We start from the raw sequence: 24168 nt of genomic DNA on the forward strand, positions 1-24168 counted from the left end.
GGGACTGACTTAAGCGCGGCGCGGGCCTATGTCAACGATGAAGGGGTTTTCCCCTTTATGGCAAAAGGCTCTTGCGGACCCGACGGTTTGAATGGCTAATAGGCGCGGTTTTGTGTGCGCGTATAGACTGGGGATAGTTTATAATGGGGCGATGGACAGGCTTTAAGGCGTGTTTGGCGGTCGTGGCGTTAACTGTGACGCTGGCGGCGTGCGACAAGCCGACGCTGGACGAACGTCCGCCCGAACCCGGCGACGTCGCCGTGGCGCGCATCGACGGCCATACGGTGTGGGCGTCGGATGTGCGTTATGAAGCCATCCAGCAGGGCCTGATCGGTGAAGGCGAGCCGCTCGATATCGCCTCGCCGCTGTTCCGTCGCACGCTTGAAGAGGTCATCGACCAGAAGCTCCTGGCGCGCGCGGCGATCGCCAAGGGGCTGGACCGTACCGATCTGGCGCAGCGCCGCATCGCGGCGGCGCGTGAGGACATTCTGGGGCACATGCTGCTCGAATCCTCGGTCGATGCCGCCATCGACGACAAGAAGGTCAAGGATCTTTACGACGAACAGGTCAAGCTGTCGGAAAAATCCGAGGAAATCCGCGCGCGCCTGATCCTTGTCAAGACCAAGGACGAGGCCGACAATGTGGTACGTCAGATTCAGGGCGGCGCCCTGTTCGAGGCGCTGGCGATGGAACGCTCCATCGATCAGGCGACGCGCTTCAACGGCGGCGACATGGGCTATTTCACCACCGATGTCATCCCGGCGGCCTATCGCGGCGCATTGCTGAACGCCAAGCCGGGGCAGGCCGTAGGACCGGTGCAGATCGACGGCGGCTGGGCGGTGTTCAAGGTCGAGGAGCGTCGTCCGGAACAGCCCATGACGCTGGAGGACGCGCGCCCCGGCATCATGTCGGCGCTCAAGCTTGAACAGGTGCGCGGTTTGTTGCAGGGCTTGCGCGATGGGGCCCGCGTCGAAATGCTGGTCAAGGATATGGGCAGCGGCAATGAACGCGAACCGGCTTCGGCGCCGAAGGACGTGCCGCCCGCGGGCGACGACGCGTCGGCTGCCGGGGATGAAGCGTCCGAAGATGCGCCGGTATCTTCGTCTTCGTCAGCGTCTAAGGCCACTGTGAAACCGGCGGCGCAAAAGAATGCCACCAAGAGCGCGGCGAAACCGCTGGCCTATTCGCAATCGCTCAATGACGGCACGGGTACGAAAACCAAGCTGCTGGCGACGGCCAAACCGGCGTCGAATTGATCAATCCGGATTTGCGCTAACAAAAGTCTTCACAGGGTCACAAATAGGGGGTAATCCGCCCTTTTTGACCAACCTCTCTGGTGGAGTGCATAGCGCATGACCAAGCCCCCTTCCTCTGGCAAATCGACGGATCAAACGACCCCGGCGGCCAGCCATGACCGAGGGATCGGCGGCGCGTTCGACGCTCTGAAAAAAGTGGTGCAAACCGGGGCCGAACTTGTTGGCGTGCATCCCTCAACGCCAGCCGCCGAAGCGCCCCAGAATCAAAATAAGCCCGTCACCGGTAAACCCGGACTGGCCGTGTCGCCTCTGGCCGTGCCGTTGCCCGCCATGCCGCCGGTCAACGGTGTCGAGATCGCCATCGGTCAGGCGGGGTTCTACAAGCATGCGCGCCCCGATTTGCTGGTCATGAAATTCGCCGAAGGGACCACGGCGGCGGGCGTCTTCACGCGCCACACCATTGGCTCCGCCCCCGTTGATTGGTGCAAGAAGCAACTGACGGCCAATGAAGGCAATGAAATCCGCGCCCTGGTCGTCAATGCCGGTTGCGCCAATGCCTTTACGGGCAAGCTGGGGGCCGACGCCGCCCGCCGTACCGCCGCGGCCCTGTCGCGGCGTCTGGATTGCCGTCAGCGCGATATCCTGCTCGCGTCGACCGGCGTCATCGGCGTCGTGCTGGACGATGCCAAAATCGCCGCGCAACTGCCGCTGATCGAAGACACCTTCAGGGCCGATGCGTGGCACGACGCCGCGCAAGCCATCATGACCACTGACACCTTCCCCAAGGGTGCTTATGAGACCGCCCTGATCGATGGCATCGAAGTGAAGATCGCCGGGATTGCCAAGGGCTCGGGCATGATCGCGCCGGACATGGCGACCATGCTGGCCTTTATCGTTACCGATGCGACCCTCTCGGCGGGTGTGCTGCAAAGCCTGCTCGGTCTCTATACGCGCACGACCTTCAACGCCGTAACGGTGGACGGCGACACCTCGACCAACGACACGGCGCTGCTGTTCGCCACGGGGGCCGCAGGGGCCGTGAAGATCAGCCGCGCGGGCGACAAGCGTCTGGCCGACTTCCGCGACAAGCTGGAAAAGGTCATGCACAATCTGGCCACGCAACTGATCCGCGACGGCGAAGGCGCGACCAAGTTCGTCAAGGTCACGGTGACCGGGGCATCCTCGCCCGCTTCGGCACGCAAGATCGCCAAGTCGATCGCCGAAAGCCCGCTGTGCAAGACCGCCTGGGCGGGTGAAGACGCCAACTGGGGCCGCATCGTCATGGCGGTCGGCAAGACCGAGGAAGAGGTCGATCGCGACCATATCGCCATCCGCTTTGGCGACCTTGTGGCCGCCGAACACGGCGCGGTATCGCTCACCTACGACGAAGCCGCTATGAGCGCCTATATGAAGAAGCAGGACCTTGAGATCGCCGTCGATGTCGGCGTCGGTCGCGGCTCGGCGCACGTCTATACCTGCGACCTGACGCATGGGTATATCAGCATCAACGGCGATTACCGCAGCTAATATTCCCTTTCAGGGGTAGCGCGGGAGGACTGAACGGGCAATGGAAGAAAAGCTGGAACCTCTGTCGCCAGACGATATTTCCTCACTTGAAGCGCAGCGAATCTGGGTTCGTGACCACTACGAACCAGAGGCGCGCCATAAATTCGAAACCGTTGACGGTAAACTTCATCTTCTCGACGTGATCCTGCGAGAGAAGTGGATCGATGCCGAAGAAACTTGGAAACTCCAAAGTTTGGGCGTCGTCTTTGGCGATGTGCTGGTTCAGGAATATGGCTGTCAATGGATCATGGTTGAAGACCAGTATGGGCGTGATCCCTGTCTTTGCATCCCCCGGACAGCAATTAAACTCTTTCCCCTGACCATGATTTCGAAACGCGTGGAGCAGGGCGAGGAGGTTGATGTGCGTGATTTTTACGAAGAGATGTTTGCGTTAATCGAAGACATGAAGGCTGAATACAGGGTCCAGTGAGCTTCGATTGATATGGCCATCAAACGGTCTATATTGACGTCTGAGGCTTTGCCATGTTCATTTCTGTTACCGACGCCAAGGCGCAACTCACCGATCTCGTCCGCCGCGCGGAAGCCGGTGAAGAGGTCACGCTGACCCGGCATGGCCATGCGGCGGTGCGGCTGGTGCCCGTCAAACCGAAACTGACACCGGAACAGCGGCGCAAAATTCTTGACGATTTCAAAGCCTCTATCGAAGGCAAGGTCTTTCCGGGACCGGACGCGGCCCACTCCGCCGATTTTCTCTATGGCGATGATGGCTTGCCCGGATGATCGTCGTCGATAGTTCGGCGCTGATGGCCATCGTGCAAGACGAGCCTTTGGCCAATGCTTGTCGCCTATGCGGACAGACTTTTCATGTCGGCGGCGGTACTGGCCGAAGTGTCGGCGGTGGCCGGAAACCGGGGCTTTTTGCCGAGCTTGCAGACCCTGATGGATCGGATGGACATCGAGGTCGTTCCGGTGGACGAGCACACGGCGGAACTGGTCACGGCCGCCTATATGATCTGGGGCAAAGGGCGTCACCGGGAATCGCTCAATCTGATGGATTGCTTTTCCTACGCGACGGCGAAAGCCTTTGACTGCCCGCTTTTGTTCGTCGGCAACGACTTTTCCCACACCGATATTGTGAGCGCTATCTAAACCGGCTTAAGGCGCGACCTCGTCCGGCGTCAGGTCGCGCAAGGTAATATGCTGGCCTTTCCAGCCCTGCGTCGTGCGGAACATGACGACGGCAACGACGTACGGGGCGCGATCGTTGAACAGGATATATTTGCGATAGACGAGGTTTGAGCCCAGCGCATTTTCCTCGACCTTTTCGTATTTGATCGGCTCGACGAAATATTCGGCGACCTGCTTGGTGAGGCCGACCAGATTGCGCTGAAGCTGCGCCTGCTCGCTGATCAGCGGCAGCATGAAGGTGGTATAGGCTTCGTCATATTGTTTGGCATTGACCTTGACCATGAAGCCGTCGAAGGCCTGATCGATGGCTTTTGAGTCTGCGGCGCTGACTTCAGCCGATGCCGACAAGGGCAGCCACAGGAACAGGCTGATAAAAAGGCTAATCAAGGTTTTCATTTTTCCCCCTCGGAAAGTTTGCCGGGGTAGGATAGACAAGGGTTTCGGGTCGTGCAAGCGGCCATGCGGTAACATAGGATGCGATAACTCATGAAAACCGTACTCGTCGTCGCGGCGGCTTTGATCGACAACGATGGCCGCGTGCTGATCGCCCAGCGCCCCGAAGGCAAGTCGCTGGCCGGACAGTGGGAGTTTCCCGGCGGCAAGGTCGAAGCGGGCGAAACCCCCGAAGCGGCGCTGATCCGCGAGCTTGAGGAAGAACTGGGCATCACGACGAAAACAGCCTGTCTGGCACCGTTCGTCTTTGCCTCCCACACCTACGAGACGTTTCACTTGCTGATGCCGCTGTATTTGATCCGCCGCTGGGAAGGCACGGTCCGCGCCATCGAGCACACGGCGCTCAAATGGGTCAAGCCCAAGGATCTGCGAGACTATCCCATGCCACCCGCCGACGCGCCGCTGGTGGCCTATCTGGTCGATTTTCTCTGATTATGGTGCTTTCGCGGGGCAGTTTCCACTGATGATGGCGGCGAGCTTGCCGCTGCGTGTCTTCATTGTGGCGCGAGCCGTATCCAGTTCGGTCTTGGTCATGCGGGTCTTGTCGGCGGCATCGACCGGGGCGCTTTCGGCCTTGTCGAGATTGCCCGAAGCTTTGTCCAGCGAGAAGGCCGCATTGTTCAGGCTCTTGCACATGTCCGGTATATTCCCCAGGTCCGCAAAGGCCGACGCGCCCTGAAGCTGGACGTTCACGTTCTTCAGATTGAGTTCATAGAGGAAGACCGCGTCGTTATAAACGGTATCCGCCATGGCGCTCGCAGGAACGAGCATCAGACCGGCGACGGCGAAAAGCGTATGGCGAAGGAACATATGACGGCTCCGGGAAAGGGGTTATCCTGCCTACCACGCGCCTGACAACGGCGTTACTTACAAACCCTGAGAGGTTACAGTCGTCCCTCTTTCACGCTCAGCGCATCGGCCAGACGCACCTTGGCGGAACCCGGTTGCAGCGGTTTTTGCTGGCTTTCATGCGGTGTCCAGCCGGACAGGGTGATGATCTCGAACGTCGCGCGGACACCGCCTTCGGGATGCGGAAAGCGTTCGGCGTAAAGCTCGAACGCCCGGTTCAGAATGGCGCGGTTAAGGCCTTTGCGCGGGCGGTCGTGCAGGATATTGGTCTCACCCATCGCGCGCAGGTCACGCAGCAGATTGAGCGGATGCGCGTAGGCCACGACGACCTTGTCGGTATCGACAACCGGCATGTTGAACCCGGCGCGTTTGAGCAGATCAACGCAGTCATAGCTTTCGGCAAACGGCGCGATGCGGGCGCCGCTGCCGCCGCGGACCTCCAGCTCGGCCTCCATCAGCACCGTGCGCAGTTCGCGCAGGGTCTCGCCGCCGAATTGCGAGGCGATCAGCAGACCGTCAGGCCGCAAAGCCCTGCGAATCTGCACCAGAACCCCCGGCAGATCGTTGGTAGAATGAAAAGCGAGCGCCGACACCACCAGATCGAGCGTATCGTCGCCGAAGGGCAGGGCCTCTTCATCGAGAACGACCTGTCCTATGTTCTGATCGGACAGGTCTGTCTCTATGATAAAGTCAATTTTTTCAGAAACTAAGCTATTTTCCAGCAGCGCGCGACGCAGGCTGCCGTCGCGCGAACCTATCTCCAGCGCTGTCCCGAACCGCCGGTTGACGGCGCTCAAAGTGTCCAGAATATCCTCGATAGATCTGGTTTTCAGGAAATTTGCCGCTGAAAATCCGCTGGCGGCGCGCCCGATCCGGCGGCGCAGCAGTTGACGATCGAATAAACGGGGTGCACTGGTCATGGTCACAACATGGGGGGTAATGTGGCGCTTTCCATAGGCCATCTGCCGGAAAAGGTTAAGACGTTTCTCGATGAACACGCCATCGGGCCGCGTTTGCGCGCGGGGGCAGTGCTGGCGCTCGACCTGATCTATCCGCGTCAGCCTCTCAGTCACGATCCCGATATCCGCAACTATGCGGGGCCGTCGGTCTCGGTTCTGGCGTCCGGGCTCAATGCCGGGGACTGGGCCGCGATCCGTTTTCTCGGCGACGATGGCTGTGAGATGTGCGCGCGACCGTTCGAGGGCGGCCTGCATCTGGGCGCAGGCGCGCTGTGCGACGATTGCACGAAGACGCCGTTTCCGTTCAAACGCGGTCGCGCGGCCTGTATCTATGGCGAGGCGTCGAAAGGGCTGATCCTCGCTTTCAAACACGCTGATCGGCTCGATTTACGGCCCGTTTTGCTCGGCTGGTTGTCGCGCGCCGGGGCCGGGATTATGCCCGACATCGACGTCATTGTGCCCGTGCCGTTGCACGTCGATCGCCTGTTCCAGCGGCGCTACAATCAGGCCGCCGAACTGGCCCGTCCTCTGGCGCGGGCGTTCCACAAAGACTTTGAACCCGACGGTTTGCGCCGCGTGCGCCCGACGCATCAGCAGGGCGGCAGTCTGGCGCGCACCGCCAAAGGCCGCCGCGAGGATCGCTATGAGAACGTGAAAAACGCCTTCGACGTGACGCCCGCCGGGCAGCGCCGTTTACGGGGCCGGCACGTGCTGCTGATCGATGACGTGTTCACGTCCGGCGCAACGCTATCGGCCTGCGCGACAGAACTGCTCAAGGCCGGGGCGCGGCAGGTCGATGTGCTGGTTTTGGCCCGCGCAGTCCCTACCTCACTGTTATAAGCGCGCCACACAGCCTTCTTTAAAACTTACAAGCCCTTGCCTATATAAGTGTTTATGACATTGTTGCGTTTTGACGAGTGACTCATGGCCCATATCGAAATCTACACCAAGCCCTACTGCCCCTATTGCGAGCGCGCCAAGTCGCTGTTCGACCGCAAGGGCGTGGAATTCAAGGAAATCGTTGCCTCGAACGACCCGGCCCTGCGCAAGGAAATGAACGAACGCTCGGGCCGCAGTACCTATCCGCAAATCTTCATCGACGGCCTGCATGTCGGCGGTTGCGACGACCTGATGGCGCTCGATTCGCGCGGCGGTCTGGACCCGCTGCTGGCGGCATAGGATGAAGATCGCGCTTCTCCAGACGACGACGCCCGGCAGCCCGGATCAGGCTCTGGCACACCTGACGCCGCTGTTCGAGACGGCGGTGGCCAAGGGTGCGCAACTGATCCTGACGCCGGAATGCTCGAACCTGATGGAGCAGCGCAAGGACCGCAAGGCAGAGGTCGTCACGACGCTGGAAAACGATGCCTGCGTGCAGGGCGTTCAGGCTCTGGTGAAGCGTTATCGCGTCCCGACTCTGCTCGGTTCAGCCATCGTCAAATCGCCGAACGAAGGCGAAGAGCGCGCGGTCAACCGCACGCTCTATTTCGACGGCAATGGCGAGATCGCGGCCCACTACGATAAGATCCATCTGTTCGACGCGACGACGCCGAACGGCGAGGTTTACCGCGAAAGCGCTTCGGTCAAGGGTGGCGACCGTGCTGTCGTGGCGCAGACGCCGTTCGGCGGGCTGGGCCTGACCATCTGCTACGACGTGCGATTTGGCTATCTGCATCGGGCGTTGGCGCAGGCCGGCGCAGCAATGATCGCGGTCCCTGCGGCCTTTACCGTGCCGACCGGTCAGGCGCACTGGGAGGTCATGTTGCGTGCGCGTGCTATCGAAACCGGCGCGTTTATCCTCGCCCCGGCGCAGGGCGGGCAGCATGAGGATGGCCGAAAGACCTGGGGGCATTCGATGGTCGTCAATCCGTGGGGTGAGGTCATTGCACACCTAAACCACGACCATCCGGCGGTGCTGATCGCCGATATCGATCTGGCCGAGGTCGCCCGTGCCCGCGCGGCGATCCCGCAACTGCAACACGACAGGACCTTTGTACGCGTATGATCCGCTATGCCCTCAGATGCGAATTCGATCACGAATTCGAGGCGTGGTTTTCCAATTCGACCGCCTTTGACGATCAGAAGGCGAAGGCGCTGATCGAGTGCCCCCATTGCGGCTCTTTGCACGTCGATAAGGCGATCATGGCCCCGATGGTGCGCACGTCTGAAACCGCCGAAGCGCGTCAGGGCGATGCGGCCAAGGCCATGCGCGAAGCGCTGCACAAGATGCGCAAACACGTCGAGCAGAACTTCGACTATGTCGGCGACAGCTTTGCCAAAGAAGCGCGCGATATGCACGACGGCGTGGCGCCTGAACGCGCCATCTATGGTGAAGCCAGCCGCGAGGAAATCCGGGAACTGGTTGAGGACGGCGTGCCGATCACGCCGCTGCCCGCCGCACCGGATAAGCCCGCGCCGAAATCGAAAGCGCTGAATTAACGAATTCTTGGCCGAGACCTTGCATAAGAGGTGCAACGGAGACCGCCATGAAACGCCTTGCCTTGATCGCTGCCCTTGTTGTGATGCCCGTAACCGCCTGCGCGCAATTGCCGGTAACCGCCACTGCGGTGAACCCTTTGTCGCGCGAACCGTTCTATGCGACGATCGTCAAGGACGCGGACAAGCTCAAAACGACGACAGAGGGGTTTGCCAAGACGCCGTCATTGGCGCTCTTGTCACAACCGGGGTTCGCGAAATATGCCGAGGCGATTACCGACCTGTCGGCGCGCGATCTGAAAGGGCATCTGGACCTCAAAAAACGCGGCACGGACAATGATCTGAAGTGCGTGCTGATGGGTGTGTCGCTCGATTTGCCGATTAAGCTGAAGGCCATTCAGGCGGCCACCACCGAATCCGAACTGAAAAGTGCGCTGAACGATATGGCCCTGTTGCTGGGCGATAATATCGACGTCATCGTCACGCCCGCGACGGCGGATTCAGGCCTCGATTGCATCATCGAGTTTGGCGATAAGTAGGTTGTTTTGACCACGGACGGCCACGGAAACGTGGCCGTCCGTGGTCAAATCTTACTTTAGAATGTTCACCACATCCTTTGCTGTCAGCAACTGACCCAGTACCACGGGCTCGGCATTGTTCACCCCGTAATAGACATATAACGGCACGCCCGAACGGCCATTCTGGCTGAGATATTGCGAGATCGCTGTGTCCTGATTGGTCCAGTCGCCCACCATGTAGACCGTGCCCGATTGGTTCAGGGCGTCCTTGAACGCCTTGGTTTCGAACACCAGCCGCTCATTCACCTTGCACGTGACGCACCAGGCGGCGGTCAGGTTGACCAGCACCGGTTTACCCTGTGCGCGCAGTTCGGCGATGCGCGCGGTCGAGAAGACTTCGTGGTCGGTCGTAACCGCTGTCGCGACCTCCGGTTTTTGCACGGCGGCGACCGCGGCAACGATCAGCGACAGCCCCAGAAACACCGGACGCAGAACCGACGGCAGCGACAGTTTTGGCCACCATAATCCAGCCGTCAGCAGGGCCAGCGCGATGACCAGCGCAAACAAGCCCCAGCCGGAGACCTGTTGCGCGAAGACCCACGCCATCCACAGCGCCGCGCCATACATCGGTATCGCCAGAATGAGCCGCAGACGGTCCATCCACGGGCCGGGCCGCGGCATCTTGGCAGCCACGGCGGGGACATAGGTGATCAGGTAGGTGAGCGCGATGACGGGCAAAGCGAACCCTACACCGAGCGCCAGAAAGACGATGAAACTGACCACGCCGCCCTGTGCCAGAGCGACGCCCAAAGCCGTGGCCATGAACGGCGCGGTACAGGGTGCGGCGACGACCACAGCCAGAGCCCCGGTCAGGACGGCAGTGACATCGGCGTTTTTACCGCTCAACCGGCCACCCGCCAGAGATTGCAGGCCGGAGCCGACTTCGAACAGGCCTGACATGTTGAGCGCCACGGCGAGCAGCAACAGCGACAGACCGGCGGTGACCCACGGCGACTGCAACTGAAAGCCCCAGCCGAGCGCGGAGCCCAGCACGCTCAGGACCAGACCCAGCACGCTAAAGGTCAGGAGCACGCCGAGGCCATAGAACAGCGATTCGCGCCGTCCGGCGGCGCCTTCGTGTCCGGCGCGCGCCAGCGCCAGAAGCTTCATCGACAGGACGGGAAACACGCATGGCATCAGGTTGAGGATCAGGCCGCCGACAAAGGCCAGCCCCATCGCCGTCAGCACTCCGGCGATGTTGATGTCCGGTCGGGCGGCGGCGGGACGGCCAAGGCCGGACGTTCCGGAGGGTAACTCACCCAAGGGGACGGTGACGGCATAGGACCGGCCAGAGGCGAATTTGATAACCGCCGCGAACGGCCCTTCGACGTTTGTCGAACTTGGGCGTTTGATTTTCAGTGTGACGCTGAACCCCTTGGGGCCGAGTTCGATGGCTTGCGGTGCCGACGGGTCGATGATGCCCCCTTCGACGGGGAACAGATAGGCCCCGCCGGGATGGGTAAAATCGGTCGAACCCGCGGGAGCAAGCACGCCCAGAGTCAGGGTCTCGCCGTCGATTTTATAGGTCCCGGTGACCGGCACGGTCTGCGGCAAACCGGCGCGCGCCTTGGTGAAGTCGTTCAGTTTTTCCGGGGTGCCGGTGACCTTGAGGTCGAGCGACAGATTGACCGTTTCCGGCACGCAGACCTTTTCGCAGACGAGAAAATCGACGCGCGCCTTTACCGGCAATATACCCGACGTCAGGGCCGACCCATTGGAAAGCCTGGCCAGAATGAAGGTCTCAGAGCTGTAGCCATAGTTGGTCAGGCCCATATAGGGCTGCACATCGGGGGTCGGGAAGACGAGGTCAGAGACCTCGACATTGACCGGCAGCGTCCAGGTCACGCGTGGGGCAAGGCCTGTATCGCCGGGGTTCTGCCAGTAGGTATGCCAGCCTTTCACCGGCACGTGACGGATGGCCAGCCACGTTTCACCACCCTTTGTGACGGTGGTCTCGGCGATCAGTTCGGTGGTCAGATGCGCGGTCTTGACGGGTTCAGCCATCGCCGCGCCGGTGAGGGCAAAAAACGCGATTATAGAAGCTAAAAATCTACGCACCTGATCACCCGTCGAAAATCACACGGTCTTATACGGTCGGATAAAGGATTTGGCTTGGATAAAATGAAGACGCACGAATTTGTTTAAAAACGCGCGGCTTGCGACGGAACGCGCTTTGCGTTACGTATGATTGGTCGAACAATCAAAAATGGTCATTGCTTTATTGGTTGACCAAAAATAGACGCAAGGGGTGCGGCGATATAATCGCTGCCGGAATAGAGGATCACGGCTTTGACTTCCAAATGGCTTAAGACCGCTCAGGTCACGGCATCCGTTCTCGCGCTCGCCGCACCGGCTTTCGCGCATCGCGCTTCCGTCGCGGTGCCGTCGCCGCGCCAGAGCTTCAGCTTCGATCAGGGCTGGAAGATGAAAACCGGCGACGATGCCAGGGCGTCGGAGACCGCCTTCGACGACAAGACGTGGAAAGACGTCACCCTGCCGAACGCCTTCAACGAGGAAGAGGCCTTCGCCTCGGATATCCACGAGCAGAAGACCGGCATCACCTGGTATCGCAAGCACTTTAAGCTACCGGCCGGTGCAAAGCCGGAGCACGTCCTGATCGAGTTCGAGGGCGTGCGCCACATCGCCGACGTCTGGGTCAATGGTCAAAAGATCGGCTATAACGAAAACGGCGTCATGGCCTTCGGCTTCGATATCTCGAAGGCGATGAAAGCGGGCGACAACGTCATCGCCGTGCGCGTGGACAACGACTGGGCGGCGCGTGAACGCACGACCGGCACGCGCTATCAGTGGGCCGACAAGAACTTCTATGCCAACTATGGCGGCATCAACAAATCGGTCGTTTTGCACCTGACCGGCGGCGTCTATCAGACCCTGCCCCTGTGGTCGTCGCTGAACACGACCGGCGCCTATATCTACGGCAAGGACTACGACATTGCGGGCAAGTCGGCGACGATCCACGCCGAATCCGAGGTGAAGAACGACAGCGCGGCTGAGCGCACCCTGACCTATGGCGTGCAGGTCCGCGATCTCGACGGCAAGGTGGTCGCCACCTTCGACGGCGGCCAGACGAAAATCGCCGCCGGACAGACCGCGACGCTGAAAGCCGAGAAGAAGGTCACCGGGCTCAATTTCTGGAGCTGGGGCTACGGCTACCTCTATACGGTGACGACGACCCTCAGCGAAAACGGCAAGGTCATCGACGCGATGGATACGCGCACGGGCTTCCGGTCGACCGATTTTTCCGATGGCAAGGTCAAGCTCAACGGTCGCGTCCTGCTAATGAAAGGCTATGCTCAGCGCACGACCAACGAATGGCCGGGTGTCGGGGTTTCCGTGCCGCCGTGGATTTCGGACTTCGGCAACAACATGATGCTGGAAGGTAACGGCAATCTGATGCGCTGGATGCACGTCACGCCGTCGAAACAGGATGTCGAATCGTCGGACCGCCTCGGCCTGATTCAGGCCATGGGCGCGGGCGATTCCGAAGGCGATCCGCAGGACCGCCGCTTCGATCTGCGCGTCGAACTGATGCGCGACGCCATTATCTACAACCGTAACAATCCGTCGATCCTGTTCTACGAAGGCGGCAACAAGGGCATCACCGAAGACCACATGGCCAGGCTGAAGGCCGTGCGCGATCAGTACGACCCGAACGGCGGTCGCGTCATCGGCTCGCGTGAAATGCTCGATTCGCAAATCGCCGAATACGGCGGCGAGATGCTATACATCAACAAGTCGAAGTCGAAACCGCTGTGGGCGATGGAATATTCGCGCGACGAAGCCGCCCGCGCCTATCAGGACGACTTCACCCCGCCGTTCCACAAGGACAGTCCCGCCTACAACCGCAATGTCGAAACTATTGCGGTGGAGAACGTCAAGCGCTGGTGGGACTTCTATCAGTACCGTCCGGGCACCGGCGACCGCGTCAGCGCCGGCGGCGTAAATATCGGCTTTACGGACTCCAATTCGCACTTCCGCGGCGATAATAATTACCGTCGCTCAGGCGAGGTCGATGCCATGCGTCTGCCCAAGGACAGCCTGTGGGTCCACAAGGTCATGTGGGACGGCTGGGTCAATTCGGAAGGCTACCACACCCATATCATCGGCCACTGGAATTACGCGGCGGGCGTGACAAAGGACATCTTCGTCGCCTCGAACGGCGACAGTGTCGAGCTGTTCGTCAACGGCAAGTCGCTCGGCAAGGGCGAGAAGTCCGACGGGTTCCTGTTCACCTTCAAAAATGTGGCCTATGCGCCGGGCGAACTGAAGGCCGTGGCGACCTATACGGACGGCAAGACGTCTCAGGACGCCCGCAAGACGACTGGTGCGCCGGTGGCGGTGAAGCTGACCCCGGTAACCGGCCCGCGCGGCTTTGTCGCCGACGGCATGGACGCCATGCTGGTCGATGTCGAGGTGGTGGATAAGGACGGCAACCGCGTCCCGACCGCCTTCAACACAATCAACTTCAAGCTCGACGGCGCGGCGGTGTGGAAGGGTGGCATCGCGCAGGAAGAGGGCGGGGCAGACGCCAACAAGCCTGATGCGAAAATCCAGCAGGATTGCAAGTGTACTTCGGCGGACAAGAAGAAATCGACCAACTACGTCCTGTCGCCCGTCTTGCCGGTCGAGGGCGGCATCAACCGCGTCCTGATCCGTTCGACGACCAAGGCAGGCAAGGTGACGCTTACCGCCTCGGCGGACGGCCTGAAACCGGCAACGATTTCGGCCACGAGCAAGGCTATCGCGGTCAAGGACGGTCTGTCCACGGTCTTTGCCGAGGATGCGCAGCCGGTCAACCTGTCGCGCGGCCCGACGCCGCTGACGGCCTCCTATACCGACACCATGAAGGGCGTGAAGGTGCTCGGTATCACCGCCGGGTCGAATGCCGCCGATGCGCCCAAGTCGCACGACGACAACGAACGCTCGACATGGAATTCGGACGGGGCGCCGAACGGCGCATGGATCGAATACACGCTCGACGACGCGCAACCGGTGTCGAACGTCTCGTTGCGCCTGACCGGCTGGCGCGTACGCAGCTATCCGATCCGCATCCTGCTCGATGGCAAGGAGGTCTATAAGGGCGAGGCGGCAAAATCGCTCGGCTATGTCGATTTCAATTTCCCGGCGCAAAAGGCGAAAGCCCTGCGCATCGAACTGACCTCGGCGACGCAGGACCGCGACGGTTTCGGCAATATCATCGAGGTGACGACCGACCGCGACGGCGCATCGACCGGGGCGGAAAAGGTCAAGACCGGCAACATCCTCAGTATCGTCGAAGCCGATATCCAGGGCCCGGCGCAAAAGCAGTAAGCGTAACTTTCTCCCTTGACTTGCGCCTCCCTTGACGGGGAGGCGCTTTTTTGTCCGTTTCCACGGCCTCCGGTTTCGAATAAGACTCTGGGGCACAATCTCAGCCGGAGTTTTGCATGACACCGATGCGTAGCGTTTTGTTTTCGACCGGCCTGCTGTTGGCAGCGGTATGGGCATCCGGTGCCGGGGCGGGCGAGCCGATTTCACCGCGCTTCAACGCCGATCCGTCGCCGCACTATTTCAAGGGCAAGTTCTATCTCTACGCCACCGACGACGCGTCCAATTCCGGCAAATACTGGGACTCGACGGCGTGGCGGCTCTATACGTCCAAAGACCTGAAAACGTGGAAAGACGACGGCGCGTTTCTGGACGTTAAGGTCTTCAAATGGGCGAAACCCGACGCCAAGGCCTGGGCGCCGGAAGCCGCCACACGCAACGGCAAATACTATTTCTACGCCCCCATCGGTGGCGACACAATCGGCGTGGCCGTCGCCGACAAGCCTGAAGGCCCGTACCGTGACGCCCGCACCGACGCCCTGATCGACAAGGCGCGCGACGCCAATGCCGGGGCCGAGCCGATCGATCCGGCGGTGCTGATCGACGACGACGGGCAGGCCTATCTGTTCTTCGGCACCCGTGTGCCCAAGGTCGTCAAACTCAACACAGACATGGTCTCGACCAGCGGCCCGATCATGGATGTGGTGGTGACGGGATATCCTTCCGACGACCCGAAGAAAAAATACGGCGAAGCGCCGTTCCTGCATAAGCGTAATGGTTTGTATTATTTCAGCTTCTCGACTGGCTGGCCGGGTCAGATCGTCTACGGGACGTCGACCTCACCGGTCGGGCCGTTCGACTATCGCGGCGTGATTCTCGATTACCTGACCATCAGTACGAACCATCAGGCGATCATCGAACACAAGGGCAAGTCGTGGCTGTTCTACCACGACAACCTCCTGCCGGGCGGCGGCAGCCACCGCCGCTCGATCGCCATCGAGCCTCTGGACTACAATGCCGATGGTTCGATCCGTCAGGTTGTGTTAAAGAAAACTACGCAGCCTTGAGCTTGCCGATAAAGGCGGCGACCTCGGTTTCCAGCGCCAGCGCCTGATCGGCCAGGGCGTCGGACAGGCCGCGCAGTTGCTCAGACGCGACGCCGGTTTCCTGCGCACCGTGCGAAACGGTGGTCATCTGATCGCTGACCTCGGTGGTCCCCGACGCGGCGCGCACGGTGTTGCTGGCGATGTCCTGCGTCGCCGCGCCCTGCTGCTCGACGGCACCGGCGATGGCGGCGGTCGAGGCGCGGATCATCTCGATGGTCGCCACGATGCGTCCGATGGAAGCGACGGTAATGTGGGTCGCCGACTGGATTTCATTGACCTTCTCGGCGATCTCATCGGTCGCCTTCGCGGTCTGGGTGGCCAGCGACTTGACCTCGGTGGCGACGACCGCGAACCCCTTGCCGGATTCGCCCGCGCGGGCGGCTTCGATGGTCGCGTTGAGCGCCAGCAGGTTGGTTTGCGACGCGATGGCGCGGATCAGCTCGATGACATCGCCGATGCGCGCCGCCGCGCCAGTCAGGACGCTGATATTGTCGTTTGTCGCGGCGGCTTCCTCAGCGGCGGAGGCGGCGACTGCGGCGGAATGCGCCACCTGATCGTTTATCTGACGGATAGAGTGGGCCAGTTCCTCGGCCCCGGCAGCAGCCGTTTGCACATTGTCGGAGGCCGAGCGCGCCGTATCGGTGACCGAGGCGGCGGCATGGTTGGTGCGCTTGACGCTGTCGCTCAACGAAGCCGCAGCCTGTGCCATTTCGTGTGAAGTGTGGTTGAAGCCGCGCGTCAGGTCCTGCACGCGGTCGATCAGCGCCCCGGCCAGAGTATCGCGTTCACGGATGCGACGCAGTTCCTCTTCCTTGATGTGGTCCTGACGCGCCGACAGGTCGCGCGCCTCGGTCTCGGCGGCGTGGGCGGCGTTCAGTGCCTCGTCGGCCTCGGCGAAGCTGCGCTCCAGCGTCATGACCAGCCAGACGAGGAGACTGGTTTGCAGGACGAGGATCACCGCGTGCAGCACGACGCGCAGCAGGTCCGGCTGGCTGGTCGGGAAAACGGCGGCGGGCAGGATGAAGTTGAGCCCCAGATGATGCACGGCGATCAGGGCCGAATAGGCGACCAGCGCCCGCCAGTCGCACCAGCCCGCGATCAGGGCCAGAGCGGCGAAGAAATACATGTGCATGTCGATCTGATAGGTATGGCCGTCGAAGACATAGACCATCAGCCCAACCATGGCCGCCAGCGCCAGAGAGGTGACGATGCGCGTTGTCGGACCGTCGCGGTCGTTCCACCAGATCAGGGTCGCGCCCGCGCAGATCAGGCCGCCGGTGATCAGCGGCATAAGCAGTGGTACGCCGGTATGGAAAGCCACCGGCAGGATCAGCAGCACCGCCAGATTGAACCATAGATAGCCGATCAGGGCCTTGCCGAACTGGCTGCGCAGGGTGAGAAGAGCGTGCATGGGATCAGGCCTTGGGGATCGAGACTGGGGGAGAGGGATTCGGGCGGCAGCCGGTCAGGACGCGCGGATTGAAGACAAGCCACGCGCCGTTGGTGTACAGGGTGTTTATGAACTGGCGGTCGGTCGAGCGGGCCACCACGATATGCCCGGACAGGGTCGTGGCTTCGAACCAGCCGCCGGAGCGGGCGACCACATGGCCAGTGGTCTGGGGTGGAGCAAACGGCGAGGCGAGGACGGCGACGGAGTCGCCGGGCTGCGGGCTCAGGCCGTTGACGACCAGTCCCAGCAGACAAAGCGCAAAGCCACCGGTTACCACCCAGAGGTTCGGGCCAAGTGGTGCGGCGGAATCGGGAGCTGGTAAGGGGTTACGCATACGGGGACATGGTGCTCAGGTGTTTTCTCCACATAACGCCGCTGTGGTTAAAAAAGCCTGAAAATACGATGTGTTCTATAACTCCGGCGTCGTAATTACCGCGCCCTGCGCTTCAAGCTGTTGCAGCGCGCCGCCCTTGACCAGCAGCGACGAGAGCGGCAGGACGATCAGGCTCTTGCCGGGGGTTTTCAGCGCCGTATCGATGGACTCGACCGTCTGGGTCACCGTCTTGCCGAGCATGGCCGAGGTGTTGGGCGAACCTTCGAGACAGGCGAGCAGGGCCGAGTCGGGCGACAGGCGCTGCACGGTTTTAAGGTCGCCATTGGCCCAGGCCTCGGTCGCGGCGCGCGAATGGGTCGTGGCGAATTCGATTTCGTCCAGCGCTGCGGCGACGCAGGCCATTTCCTGCGCCGGGGTAAAGGCATCGATGCGGCCGATAGCCTTGGCGACCGAGAAGGTGCCGACCGGTTTTGTTTTCAGCTTCTGATCCTTGGCGAAGCGCAGCAGGGTCTTTTCCGGGTCGCGCGTCGCGATATTGGCTTTGTCATAGACGTCCTGACGCAGGGCCGCCACGGCCCACAGGGGGGCGGATTTGCGATACCGGCTCTTATCCAGCCCGTGTGCGTCCGCGATGGCGTTGAAGCGCTTGAGGATATCGGGCGGCAGGACCTGATCGAGAGTCTTGCCCATCGGCAGGCCCTTGTTCAATTGCAGCTTGGTGATGCCGATGAGTCCACCCTTGGCTTCGGGTGCCGTGAGCAACACGTTCGATACGCCCATGACGCGTTCGACGCGTTTGGAATTCCACGGCACGCGCTTGGTCATGACCGGCATGGCGCCGAGAATATAGACCTCGGAGTCGCCCTTCTTGACCTTCCACAGGGCCGGGCCGGGCAGGCGCGCGGTGACGGTGACCTCGGTGATCCATTCTTCACCTTCGGGCACCGGCGGCGCGGCGGTGACGGTTTCCTGCGCCGCCGCTGAGTGGGCGAGACAGGCCAGAGAGAACGCGAACAGGGTGGTTTTGAGCATCGGCATGGTCAAGTCCTCACGATCTTGCGCTGCAATATGGAGCGATATGCCGAAAAGTGTGAGCGGTTTTCGGCAATAATATCGCGACAATCAAAAAGCATAAACCGCAACACCGTGACCGCAATGGGGCAGGGTGAGTTATTCTTCTTTCGCGTTCAGATCGCCTTCGTCGGGCAGGTATTCGATGATATCGGCGGGCTGGCATTCCAGCAGGAAGCATATCTTCGACAAGGTCTCGAAGCGCAGGCCCTTGACCTTGCCGGTACGCAGCAGGGACATCTGGGTTTCGGAGATGCCGACCTGCGCGGCGAGGTCCTTGGCCCGGACCTTGCGCCGCGCCAGCAGGACGTCGAGCGTTACATTTATGGGCATATCAGACGAAACCGTCCGATTTCGATTTGAATATTTTCAACTGGTTTGCGGCGAGGTGAAACATCCCGCCCATCACAAAAAGCGTGAAACCGCTCGTATTGAAAGCGTCGTCGGATATGATCCATTTCTCAAAATAGAAGGTGGTCAAGCCCCCGAGGACCAGGCACTGGCAGGCTCTCTTGAACGAGAGAATGAATTTGTCAGCATCTTTCTTCCAGATGATCGTACCTGACCCGAACCAGAGTGCGGCGGCGTAAAACAAGGCAGGGAATAGCTCTGCCAGGGATTTCGCTGCGGCAAGGTCGTGAATGTCCGGCACGGTTTTTGACACGATAAGGATATCCATACATGCACCTGCCAGCAGCAATACGGGCATTACAAGCCGGGCAATGAATATCTTGATCGGGCCATTGCCGTAATAATGATCGTTCATCAGATGATTCCGTCCAGAATGGTTTTGTCGCGACGATGACGCTGGAATAGTGCGTTGCCGTTAAAGCCGAGGGTTATGATGGCTAACGCCAGAAAGCAGGTGCCCAGCCCTTCGGTGTAGTTAACCGACAGGTGTAGTCGGCCCTCTGTCAGAAATCGGGCGATGAGGGGCACGCCCATGGAAGCAAAGCTGCTGAGAAGCAATAAGATGCCGCCTAAAACGATGCGCCGGGCGTTTTGGGCCCCAAACAGCATGGCCTTGTCGCTATAGCTGACGGCTGTGGCAAACAGCCATAGGGCCGCGGCGAGGAACAGCCACGGCGCGACGACGCTGATCCAAACAAGTTTGTCGAATAGGGGGCCTGACGGTTCCAGGGCCGCAGCCTTGAAGGCGGTAATGAGTTCATGCTTCTGGCTATTGAATATCGGATACATCTGACACAGGCCGATGAGGCTGAACATAATGCCTGTAAAACGTGCGCCTGATTGCGTCGTCGGTTTTGACCACTCCATCAGACGTACTGCTCCAGTTCGCTTTGCAGCGCAGAACGTGCGGTCTGAAGATGCCGGATGCGCCCGGCCACAGCGATCAAGACCGCGCCCATCAATCCGGCGACCAGGGCGAACAACACATAGTTGGCCGTACCCGGCGGTTGAGGACCGGTATTGTTATAGATCTCGGTCCATACCCACGGGCTAACCTTGAGCCCCAGCGCCATACCACCAAGGATCAGGCCGGTGCCTGCCCGGCGAAGGCCACGGATGAGCACCGGTTCCAGCGGCATATCGGGGCGGACCCGGCCAATCATGTCGGCGGCGAACCACAGGGCGGCGGCGAAAAACACATAGGGCAGCAGGGGCAGGCCGCCTTGCAGGACCGCCAGCCCGAAAATATCGGGGCGCTGACCGACCAGCGTCCACAGTTTAGGCAACTGGACGAGGGTAAGGAGGGCTATGCCCGCGACGGGCAAGCCGACGAGCCATTTCAGGCTGACTGACATGAGGCGCATCAGACGTAGCTTTCCATCTCGGTTTGCAGCTTCGCGCCGGCCTGGGTGATCAGCCACAGCATCAGGCCGATAAGGCCGATGGTCAGGGGCTCGATCGCGAAGTCGTAGCGGATACCGCGGAAACGGTCCTCGAACATGACGGTCAGGGTCGGCATGATGACGATGGCGGCCACCGCGCCGTAGATCAGGTTCGAACCGACGTCCTTGAGGCCCTTGACGACCGACGCCCCGAACCCTTCGCCCTTATGCAGCCGCATGAAAACGTTCGAGGCCGACCACAGGGCGCACAGGTAACAGATCGGCGCCAGAAGGCTGATCCAGAACGGCGGCAAAGCCATGCTGATCGTCAAGAGCGACACATGCACGAACGGATCGGGGTGCATGTCGTTGAGCGGCGCGGCTTTTTCCACGACCAGTCCGGCCACGAGCAGGCCTACGGCGACCTTGGTCGCGACGCCGATCACATCGAGCGGTAATTTGGATATGGACATATGAACCCCTCTCTAATTGATATGAGGGGTATATAAATTTAAATAAAACTTAAAGTCAAGTTCTGTTTGCACACGCCGCAGAAGCCGTATAAAATTACCGCATCGTATTCTGGGGGAACCGTCATGTCGCTGGACACCATTCGTAATATTCAGATCGCCTTGCTCGCAGGCCTGACCGTTCTGTGGGGCCTCATCCTGTTCCCGCGGCTGCAACCGGGATGGAACATGGCCTTCATGGTCATTATCCTGATCTATATCCTGCCGACTCTGGGGGCCGTCATCGCGCGCAACGCCCACGCGCAAAGACGCTGCCGCAAGGCCGGGATGTTCCTGACGCTGTTCATCCTGTTTGCCGTCTTCCTTCAGGTGAATATGACGCTTATCGTCCTGCATTGCGTGCTGTCGGCGGTGCTGGTGCTGATCGCGCACTATGCGGAAGGCCGGATGCGTCAACCGCAACCGGCCTCGCGCGCCATTGTCCAGTAAATACTATCTGGCTGCGACCGTATCGTCGGCCACTGCGATGCGCGCTGCCTGAAAATGCATGCCGTCGGGATGCGGCCAATGCCCGCCCCATACCCAGCCCTCGGCGCGGAAGGCCTCGATGACATAGCGGTTTTCCGCCGCCGACAGGTTCGGCGACGTATCGCCCAGCGCGTTACGCAGCGGGTCGAAATCGACGGCGCAGCCATAGGCATGGGTAGACAGGGTCGCCGAGGATCCCTGACTCTTGCGGATCGGACGGAAATTGTAGCCGCCGCCGATAGCATCGAGCCCAACGCGCTCGATCTCGCCCTGATTCTGCCCGGCCTGCGCCCAGATCGCCGCCAGCGCACGCTCCAGCGACGGCGCCGCCAGCCGGTGGACCTGAAGGCTGCGGATGGCGATCTTCGGGCTCCAGGCCGCATGGGCTTTCCACGGCAGTTTGACCATGACGAGATTGTCGGCCTCCCACTGCGGATCGGCGCGCACCTCGCCCGACGTGGCGGTCAGAGCGGGGTCGCCATAGGCCGATCGGCAATCGACATAGCGCGGAAAGGCCTCGCGGGTCCGGGTCTCAAGGGAGTCGATAACGGTCTGAAATTGGGTGAGCGGCATTTGTGCGGTGCAGGCCACAAGACCGCCGAAGGCGGCAAGAGTCACGAGCGGCATTACATACCGCGAAAGGAACGCTGTCATTTACGCTTACGGTTTACTGAGGGAGGTAAGGCTTATAGCGCAGCAAAATGGCGGCAATATGCGCGGAACATGGCTCGAAGCGCGCTTGCCAGACGCCTGAAAATTCCGATACTGGGTAACCAGGCAGCAGAGGACATAGCCGGTGAGTGACATCGAACGACGCGGATTGATTGTAACCGGCGCGGCCTTGGTTGCCAGCGCCTTATCAGGCTGCGAAAAGCCCGAACCGCCGAAGCCTGCGGCTAAACCGGCCCCGCCGCCCGCACCACCAAAGCCCCAGGCGGATGGTTCGGAGGGGATCACCTCGGTCAAGCTGCCGACGCCGCCCGACACGGTGCGCGTCAGCCTGACCACCTCGATGGGTGAAATTCTGTTCGAGCTGGATGGCAAGCACGCGCCGATCTCGACCGCCAATTTCCTGCAATACGTCAATGCCGGCAAGTTCACCGACGCCGAGTTCTGGCGCGCCATGAAATCGGGCGCTGCCGATGGGGGAGGCTTTATCCAGATGTCGGCGACCGGGCACAAATTCCCGCCGATCCCGCACGAAGCCACGACGAAAACCGGCCTGTCGCACACCAACGGTACCCTGTCGACGGCGCGCTATGCGGTAGGGACTGCATCGAACGAATTCACCATCTCGATCGGCGATATGAGCTATATGGACGCCGGACGCGACCCGTCGGGCGACAATCTCGGCTATGCCGCCTTCGGGCGCGTGGTGTCGGGGATGAGCATCGTGCGCAAGATCCTCAACGGCCGCATTTCCAAGGTTACCAAGGAAGGTGGCTGGGCCGGTCAGATGCTTGAAAAACCGGTGAAGATTCTGTCGGCCAAGCGGCTGGATTAAAGCATGCTGCAAACCCTGGAACAGTTGCACGCCGGGCTGCTGGCCGGGGTGACGCATCTGCAATTGCGCGAACCGCTGGACGTTTTTCCTGACGCCATTTTCGACCTTGCCGACACGCTGGAAATCCTCGATCTGAACGGGACAGGACTGTCGGCGCTGCCGGAAGATATGCATCGCCTGCACCGGCTGCGCATTCTGTTCTGTTCGAATAATGCCTTTACCGTTCTGCCGGAAAGTCTGGGGCGTTGTCCGGCCCTAACCATGATCGGTTTCAAGGCCAACCGCATTCGAGACGTGCCTGGGAGCGCGCTGCCGGTCAACCTGCGCTGGCTGATCCTGACCGATAATGCGATCGAGACCTTACCGAAGGAAATCGGGCACTGTGCCGCGCTGCAAAAATGCATGCTGGCCGGAAATAAAATATCCTTACTTCCGGAATCAATGATTAATTGCAAGGCGCTCGAATTGCTGCGTTTGTCGGCCAACCGGTTCGAAGCCTTGCCGAGGTGGGTGTTTACGTTGCCGCGCCTGTCGTGGCTGGCTCTGGCCGGCAACCCCCTGACCGCCGGGATCGAGGCCGAGGTGCTGGCGAACGCCGACAGCGACGTGGCGTGGGCCGATGTGGACGTAGGACCGACGTTAGGCGAGGGGGCTTCCGGTGTCATATACCGGGCGCTGCACAAGGGCGAGGCCGTGGCAGCCAAGCTGTTCAAGGGGGCCGTGACCAGCGACGGCCTGCCCGAAAGCGAAATGGCGGCGTCGCTGCGCACGGGACGGCATACGAACCTGATCCCGGTGCGAGGGCGCATAACCGGTCATCCCGAAGGCAGACAAGGTCTGGTCATGGACCTGATCGAAGCCGATTTTATGACCCTGGCCGGACCGCCCAGTTTTGCGACCTGCACCCGCGACGTCTATGACGATACTGTACGGTTCGATGCAACGACGGCGGTACGCATGGCGCATGGCATTGCCTCGGCGGCGCGACATCTGCATGAGCGTGGCGTGTTGCATGGCGATCTCTATGCCCACAATATCCTGCACGATGGTAAGGGATATGCCATACTCGGCGATTTCGGCGGTGCAGCGCTTTATGACGCCGAAAGCGTCGACGGGGCGGCCTTGCAGCGCATCGAAGTTCGCGCGTTCGGGTGTTTGCTGGAGGAGTTGATCGCGCGCTGTGCGGAGCAGAGTGAACAGACGGAAGCGCTTGGCCGGTTGGGGAGTGCGTGCCTGCATTTGAACCCTCGGCAACGTCCGTTATTCGCAGAAATTGAAAGGGAATGTGCTCGATTATTGTAAGCTTGGCTTTAGCATTTTTGATGACCTGAGTTGCGG

The 24168-nt window shown here is 60.9% G+C and carries 29 protein-coding genes; 16 read left to right on the forward strand and 13 right to left on the reverse strand.

Translation table 11 applies throughout. The features are described from left to right. Positions 1-182 precede the first annotated feature (182 nt). The 5 genes from AEYBE204_RS23755 (at position 183) to AEYBE204_RS23775 (ending at position 3932) form a co-directional block, all read left to right on the forward strand. Entirely contained in the window at positions 183-1256 is a 1074-nt protein-coding gene (locus AEYBE204_RS23755) for a peptidyl-prolyl cis-trans isomerase (RefSeq protein WP_235068044.1), read from the forward strand. 96 nt (positions 1257-1352) lie between these two features. Then, on the forward strand, positions 1353-2783 hold the full coding sequence (gene argJ, locus AEYBE204_RS23760) for a bifunctional glutamate N-acetyltransferase/amino-acid acetyltransferase ArgJ (RefSeq protein WP_023460897.1): 1431 nt from the start codon (positions 1353-1355) through the stop codon (positions 2781-2783). Positions 2784-2823: 40 nt separating this feature from the next. Beyond that, positions 2824-3252: a DUF3806 domain-containing protein gene (locus AEYBE204_RS23765; RefSeq protein WP_023460898.1), complete on the forward strand. Its 429-nt coding sequence runs from the start codon at positions 2824-2826 to the stop codon at positions 3250-3252. A 53-nt stretch (positions 3253-3305) separates the two neighbouring features. After that, on the forward strand, positions 3306-3563 hold the full coding sequence (locus AEYBE204_RS23770) for a type II toxin-antitoxin system Phd/YefM family antitoxin (protein ID WP_023460899.1): 258 nt from the start codon (positions 3306-3308) through the stop codon (positions 3561-3563). 54 nt (positions 3564-3617) lie between these two features. Further along, positions 3618-3932, forward strand: coding sequence for a type II toxin-antitoxin system VapC family toxin (locus AEYBE204_RS23775; RefSeq protein WP_023460900.1), 315 nt, complete (start codon positions 3618-3620; stop codon positions 3930-3932). A 6-nt stretch (positions 3933-3938) separates the two neighbouring features. Here AEYBE204_RS23775 and AEYBE204_RS23780 read toward each other — a convergent pair whose 3' ends face one another. Next, positions 3939-4367: a hypothetical protein gene (locus tag AEYBE204_RS23780; protein ID WP_023460901.1), complete on the reverse strand. Its 429-nt coding sequence runs from the start codon at positions 4365-4367 to the stop codon at positions 3939-3941. A gap of 90 nt (positions 4368-4457) precedes the next feature. Between AEYBE204_RS23780 and mutT the strand changes: the two genes are divergently transcribed. Next, positions 4458-4856 carry an 8-oxo-dGTP diphosphatase MutT gene (gene mutT, locus AEYBE204_RS23785; protein ID WP_023460902.1) on the forward strand — a complete coding sequence of 133 codons (399 nt, stop codon included), beginning with the start codon at positions 4458-4460 and terminating at the stop codon, positions 4854-4856. Here mutT and AEYBE204_RS23790 read toward each other — a convergent pair whose 3' ends face one another. Both AEYBE204_RS23790 and AEYBE204_RS23795 read right to left on the reverse strand, forming a co-directional pair. Continuing rightward, entirely contained in the window at positions 4857-5234 is a 378-nt protein-coding gene (locus AEYBE204_RS23790; RefSeq protein WP_023460903.1) for a hypothetical protein, read from the reverse strand. Between the two features lie 74 nt (positions 5235-5308). Next, positions 5309-6193 carry a class I SAM-dependent methyltransferase gene (locus AEYBE204_RS23795; RefSeq protein ID WP_023460904.1) on the reverse strand — a complete coding sequence of 295 codons (885 nt, stop codon included), beginning with the start codon at positions 6191-6193 and terminating at the stop codon, positions 5309-5311. 21 nt (positions 6194-6214) lie between these two features. Here AEYBE204_RS23795 and AEYBE204_RS23800 point away from each other — a divergent pair, with 21 nt between their 5' ends. The 5 genes from AEYBE204_RS23800 (at position 6215) to AEYBE204_RS23820 (ending at position 9207) form a co-directional block, all read left to right on the forward strand. Then, entirely contained in the window at positions 6215-7072 is an 858-nt protein-coding gene (locus AEYBE204_RS23800; RefSeq protein WP_235068046.1) for a ComF family protein, read from the forward strand. 84 nt (positions 7073-7156) lie between these two features. Further along, a complete protein-coding gene (gene grxC, locus AEYBE204_RS23805) occupies positions 7157-7411 on the forward strand; it encodes a glutaredoxin 3 (protein WP_023460906.1) in 255 nt (84 codons plus the stop codon). Position 7412: 1 nt separating this feature from the next. Further along, positions 7413-8237, forward strand: coding sequence for a carbon-nitrogen hydrolase family protein (locus AEYBE204_RS23810; protein ID WP_023460907.1), 825 nt, complete (start codon positions 7413-7415; stop codon positions 8235-8237). Then, a complete protein-coding gene (locus AEYBE204_RS23815; RefSeq protein WP_023460908.1) occupies positions 8234-8671 on the forward strand; it encodes a DUF1178 family protein in 438 nt (145 codons plus the stop codon). Before AEYBE204_RS23810 ends, AEYBE204_RS23815 begins: the two co-directional genes overlap by 4 nt. 47 nt (positions 8672-8718) lie before the next feature. Further along, positions 8719-9207, forward strand: coding sequence for a hypothetical protein (locus AEYBE204_RS23820; protein ID WP_023460909.1), 489 nt, complete (start codon positions 8719-8721; stop codon positions 9205-9207). A gap of 51 nt (positions 9208-9258) precedes the next feature. On the opposite strand, the gene AEYBE204_RS23825 is transcribed toward AEYBE204_RS23820, so the two are convergent. Beyond that, positions 9259-11250: a protein-disulfide reductase DsbD gene (locus AEYBE204_RS23825; protein ID WP_023460910.1), complete on the reverse strand. Its 1992-nt coding sequence runs from the start codon at positions 11248-11250 to the stop codon at positions 9259-9261. A gap of 285 nt (positions 11251-11535) precedes the next feature. Between AEYBE204_RS23825 and AEYBE204_RS23830 the strand changes: the two genes are divergently transcribed. Both AEYBE204_RS23830 and AEYBE204_RS23835 read left to right on the forward strand, forming a co-directional pair. Continuing rightward, a complete protein-coding gene (locus AEYBE204_RS23830) occupies positions 11536-14577 on the forward strand; it encodes a sugar-binding domain-containing protein (protein ID WP_023460911.1) in 3042 nt (1013 codons plus the stop codon). A 116-nt stretch (positions 14578-14693) separates the two neighbouring features. Continuing rightward, positions 14694-15641, forward strand: coding sequence for a family 43 glycosylhydrolase (locus AEYBE204_RS23835; protein ID WP_023460912.1), 948 nt, complete (start codon positions 14694-14696; stop codon positions 15639-15641). Here AEYBE204_RS23835 and AEYBE204_RS23840 read toward each other — a convergent pair. From AEYBE204_RS23840 to AEYBE204_RS23875, 8 genes are all read right to left on the reverse strand, one after another. Next, complete coding sequence (locus AEYBE204_RS23840; protein ID WP_023460913.1) at positions 15628-17091, reverse strand: methyl-accepting chemotaxis protein; 1464 nt, start codon at positions 17089-17091, stop codon at positions 15628-15630. The two genes, AEYBE204_RS23835 and AEYBE204_RS23840, sit on opposite strands and share 14 nt — an antisense overlap. 4 nt (positions 17092-17095) lie before the next feature. Then, the gene (locus AEYBE204_RS23845) at positions 17096-17464 is read right to left on the reverse strand and encodes a hypothetical protein (protein ID WP_155908214.1); all 369 of its coding nucleotides are present in this window, start codon (positions 17462-17464) and stop codon (positions 17096-17098) included. Positions 17465-17539: 75 nt separating this feature from the next. Continuing rightward, the gene (locus AEYBE204_RS23850) at positions 17540-18502 is read right to left on the reverse strand and encodes a TraB/GumN family protein (protein WP_023460915.1); all 963 of its coding nucleotides are present in this window, start codon (positions 18500-18502) and stop codon (positions 17540-17542) included. Positions 18503-18634: 132 nt separating this feature from the next. Continuing rightward, positions 18635-18868: a helix-turn-helix transcriptional regulator gene (locus tag AEYBE204_RS23855; RefSeq protein WP_023460916.1), complete on the reverse strand. Its 234-nt coding sequence runs from the start codon at positions 18866-18868 to the stop codon at positions 18635-18637. A gap of 1 nt (position 18869) precedes the next feature. Then, positions 18870-19301, reverse strand: coding sequence for a hypothetical protein (locus tag AEYBE204_RS23860; RefSeq protein WP_023460917.1), 432 nt, complete (start codon positions 19299-19301; stop codon positions 18870-18872). Further along, entirely contained in the window at positions 19301-19813 is a 513-nt protein-coding gene (locus AEYBE204_RS23865; protein ID WP_155908216.1) for a hypothetical protein, read from the reverse strand. Before AEYBE204_RS23865 ends, AEYBE204_RS23860 begins: the two co-directional genes overlap by 1 nt. Continuing rightward, complete coding sequence (locus AEYBE204_RS23870) at positions 19813-20310, reverse strand: hypothetical protein (RefSeq protein ID WP_023460919.1); 498 nt, start codon at positions 20308-20310, stop codon at positions 19813-19815. Before AEYBE204_RS23870 ends, AEYBE204_RS23865 begins: the two co-directional genes overlap by 1 nt. After that, the gene (locus AEYBE204_RS23875; protein WP_023460920.1) at positions 20310-20801 is read right to left on the reverse strand and encodes a hypothetical protein; all 492 of its coding nucleotides are present in this window, start codon (positions 20799-20801) and stop codon (positions 20310-20312) included. Before AEYBE204_RS23875 ends, AEYBE204_RS23870 begins: the two co-directional genes overlap by 1 nt. A gap of 123 nt (positions 20802-20924) precedes the next feature. Between AEYBE204_RS23875 and AEYBE204_RS23880 the strand changes: the two genes are divergently transcribed. After that, positions 20925-21287: a hypothetical protein gene (locus AEYBE204_RS23880; RefSeq protein WP_023460921.1), complete on the forward strand. Its 363-nt coding sequence runs from the start codon at positions 20925-20927 to the stop codon at positions 21285-21287. Between the two features lie 3 nt (positions 21288-21290). Here AEYBE204_RS23880 and AEYBE204_RS23885 read toward each other — a convergent pair whose 3' ends face one another. Continuing rightward, positions 21291-21953, reverse strand: coding sequence for a M15 family metallopeptidase (locus AEYBE204_RS23885; RefSeq protein WP_023460922.1), 663 nt, complete (start codon positions 21951-21953; stop codon positions 21291-21293). Between the two features lie 169 nt (positions 21954-22122). On the opposite strand from AEYBE204_RS23885, the gene AEYBE204_RS23890 reads away from it, so the two are divergent. Together AEYBE204_RS23890 and AEYBE204_RS23895 are read left to right on the forward strand one after the other, a co-directional pair. Beyond that, complete coding sequence (locus tag AEYBE204_RS23890; RefSeq protein WP_023460923.1) at positions 22123-22830, forward strand: peptidylprolyl isomerase; 708 nt, start codon at positions 22123-22125, stop codon at positions 22828-22830. Positions 22831-22833: 3 nt separating this feature from the next. Beyond that, on the forward strand, positions 22834-24132 hold the full coding sequence (locus tag AEYBE204_RS23895) for a leucine-rich repeat-containing protein kinase family protein (protein WP_023460924.1): 1299 nt from the start codon (positions 22834-22836) through the stop codon (positions 24130-24132). The last annotated feature ends 36 nt before the right edge of the window (positions 24133-24168 follow it).

Origin of the sequence: Asticcacaulis sp. YBE204 (assembly GCF_000495855.1) — a bacterium.
Classification (GTDB): Bacteria; Pseudomonadota; Alphaproteobacteria; order Caulobacterales; family Caulobacteraceae; genus Asticcacaulis.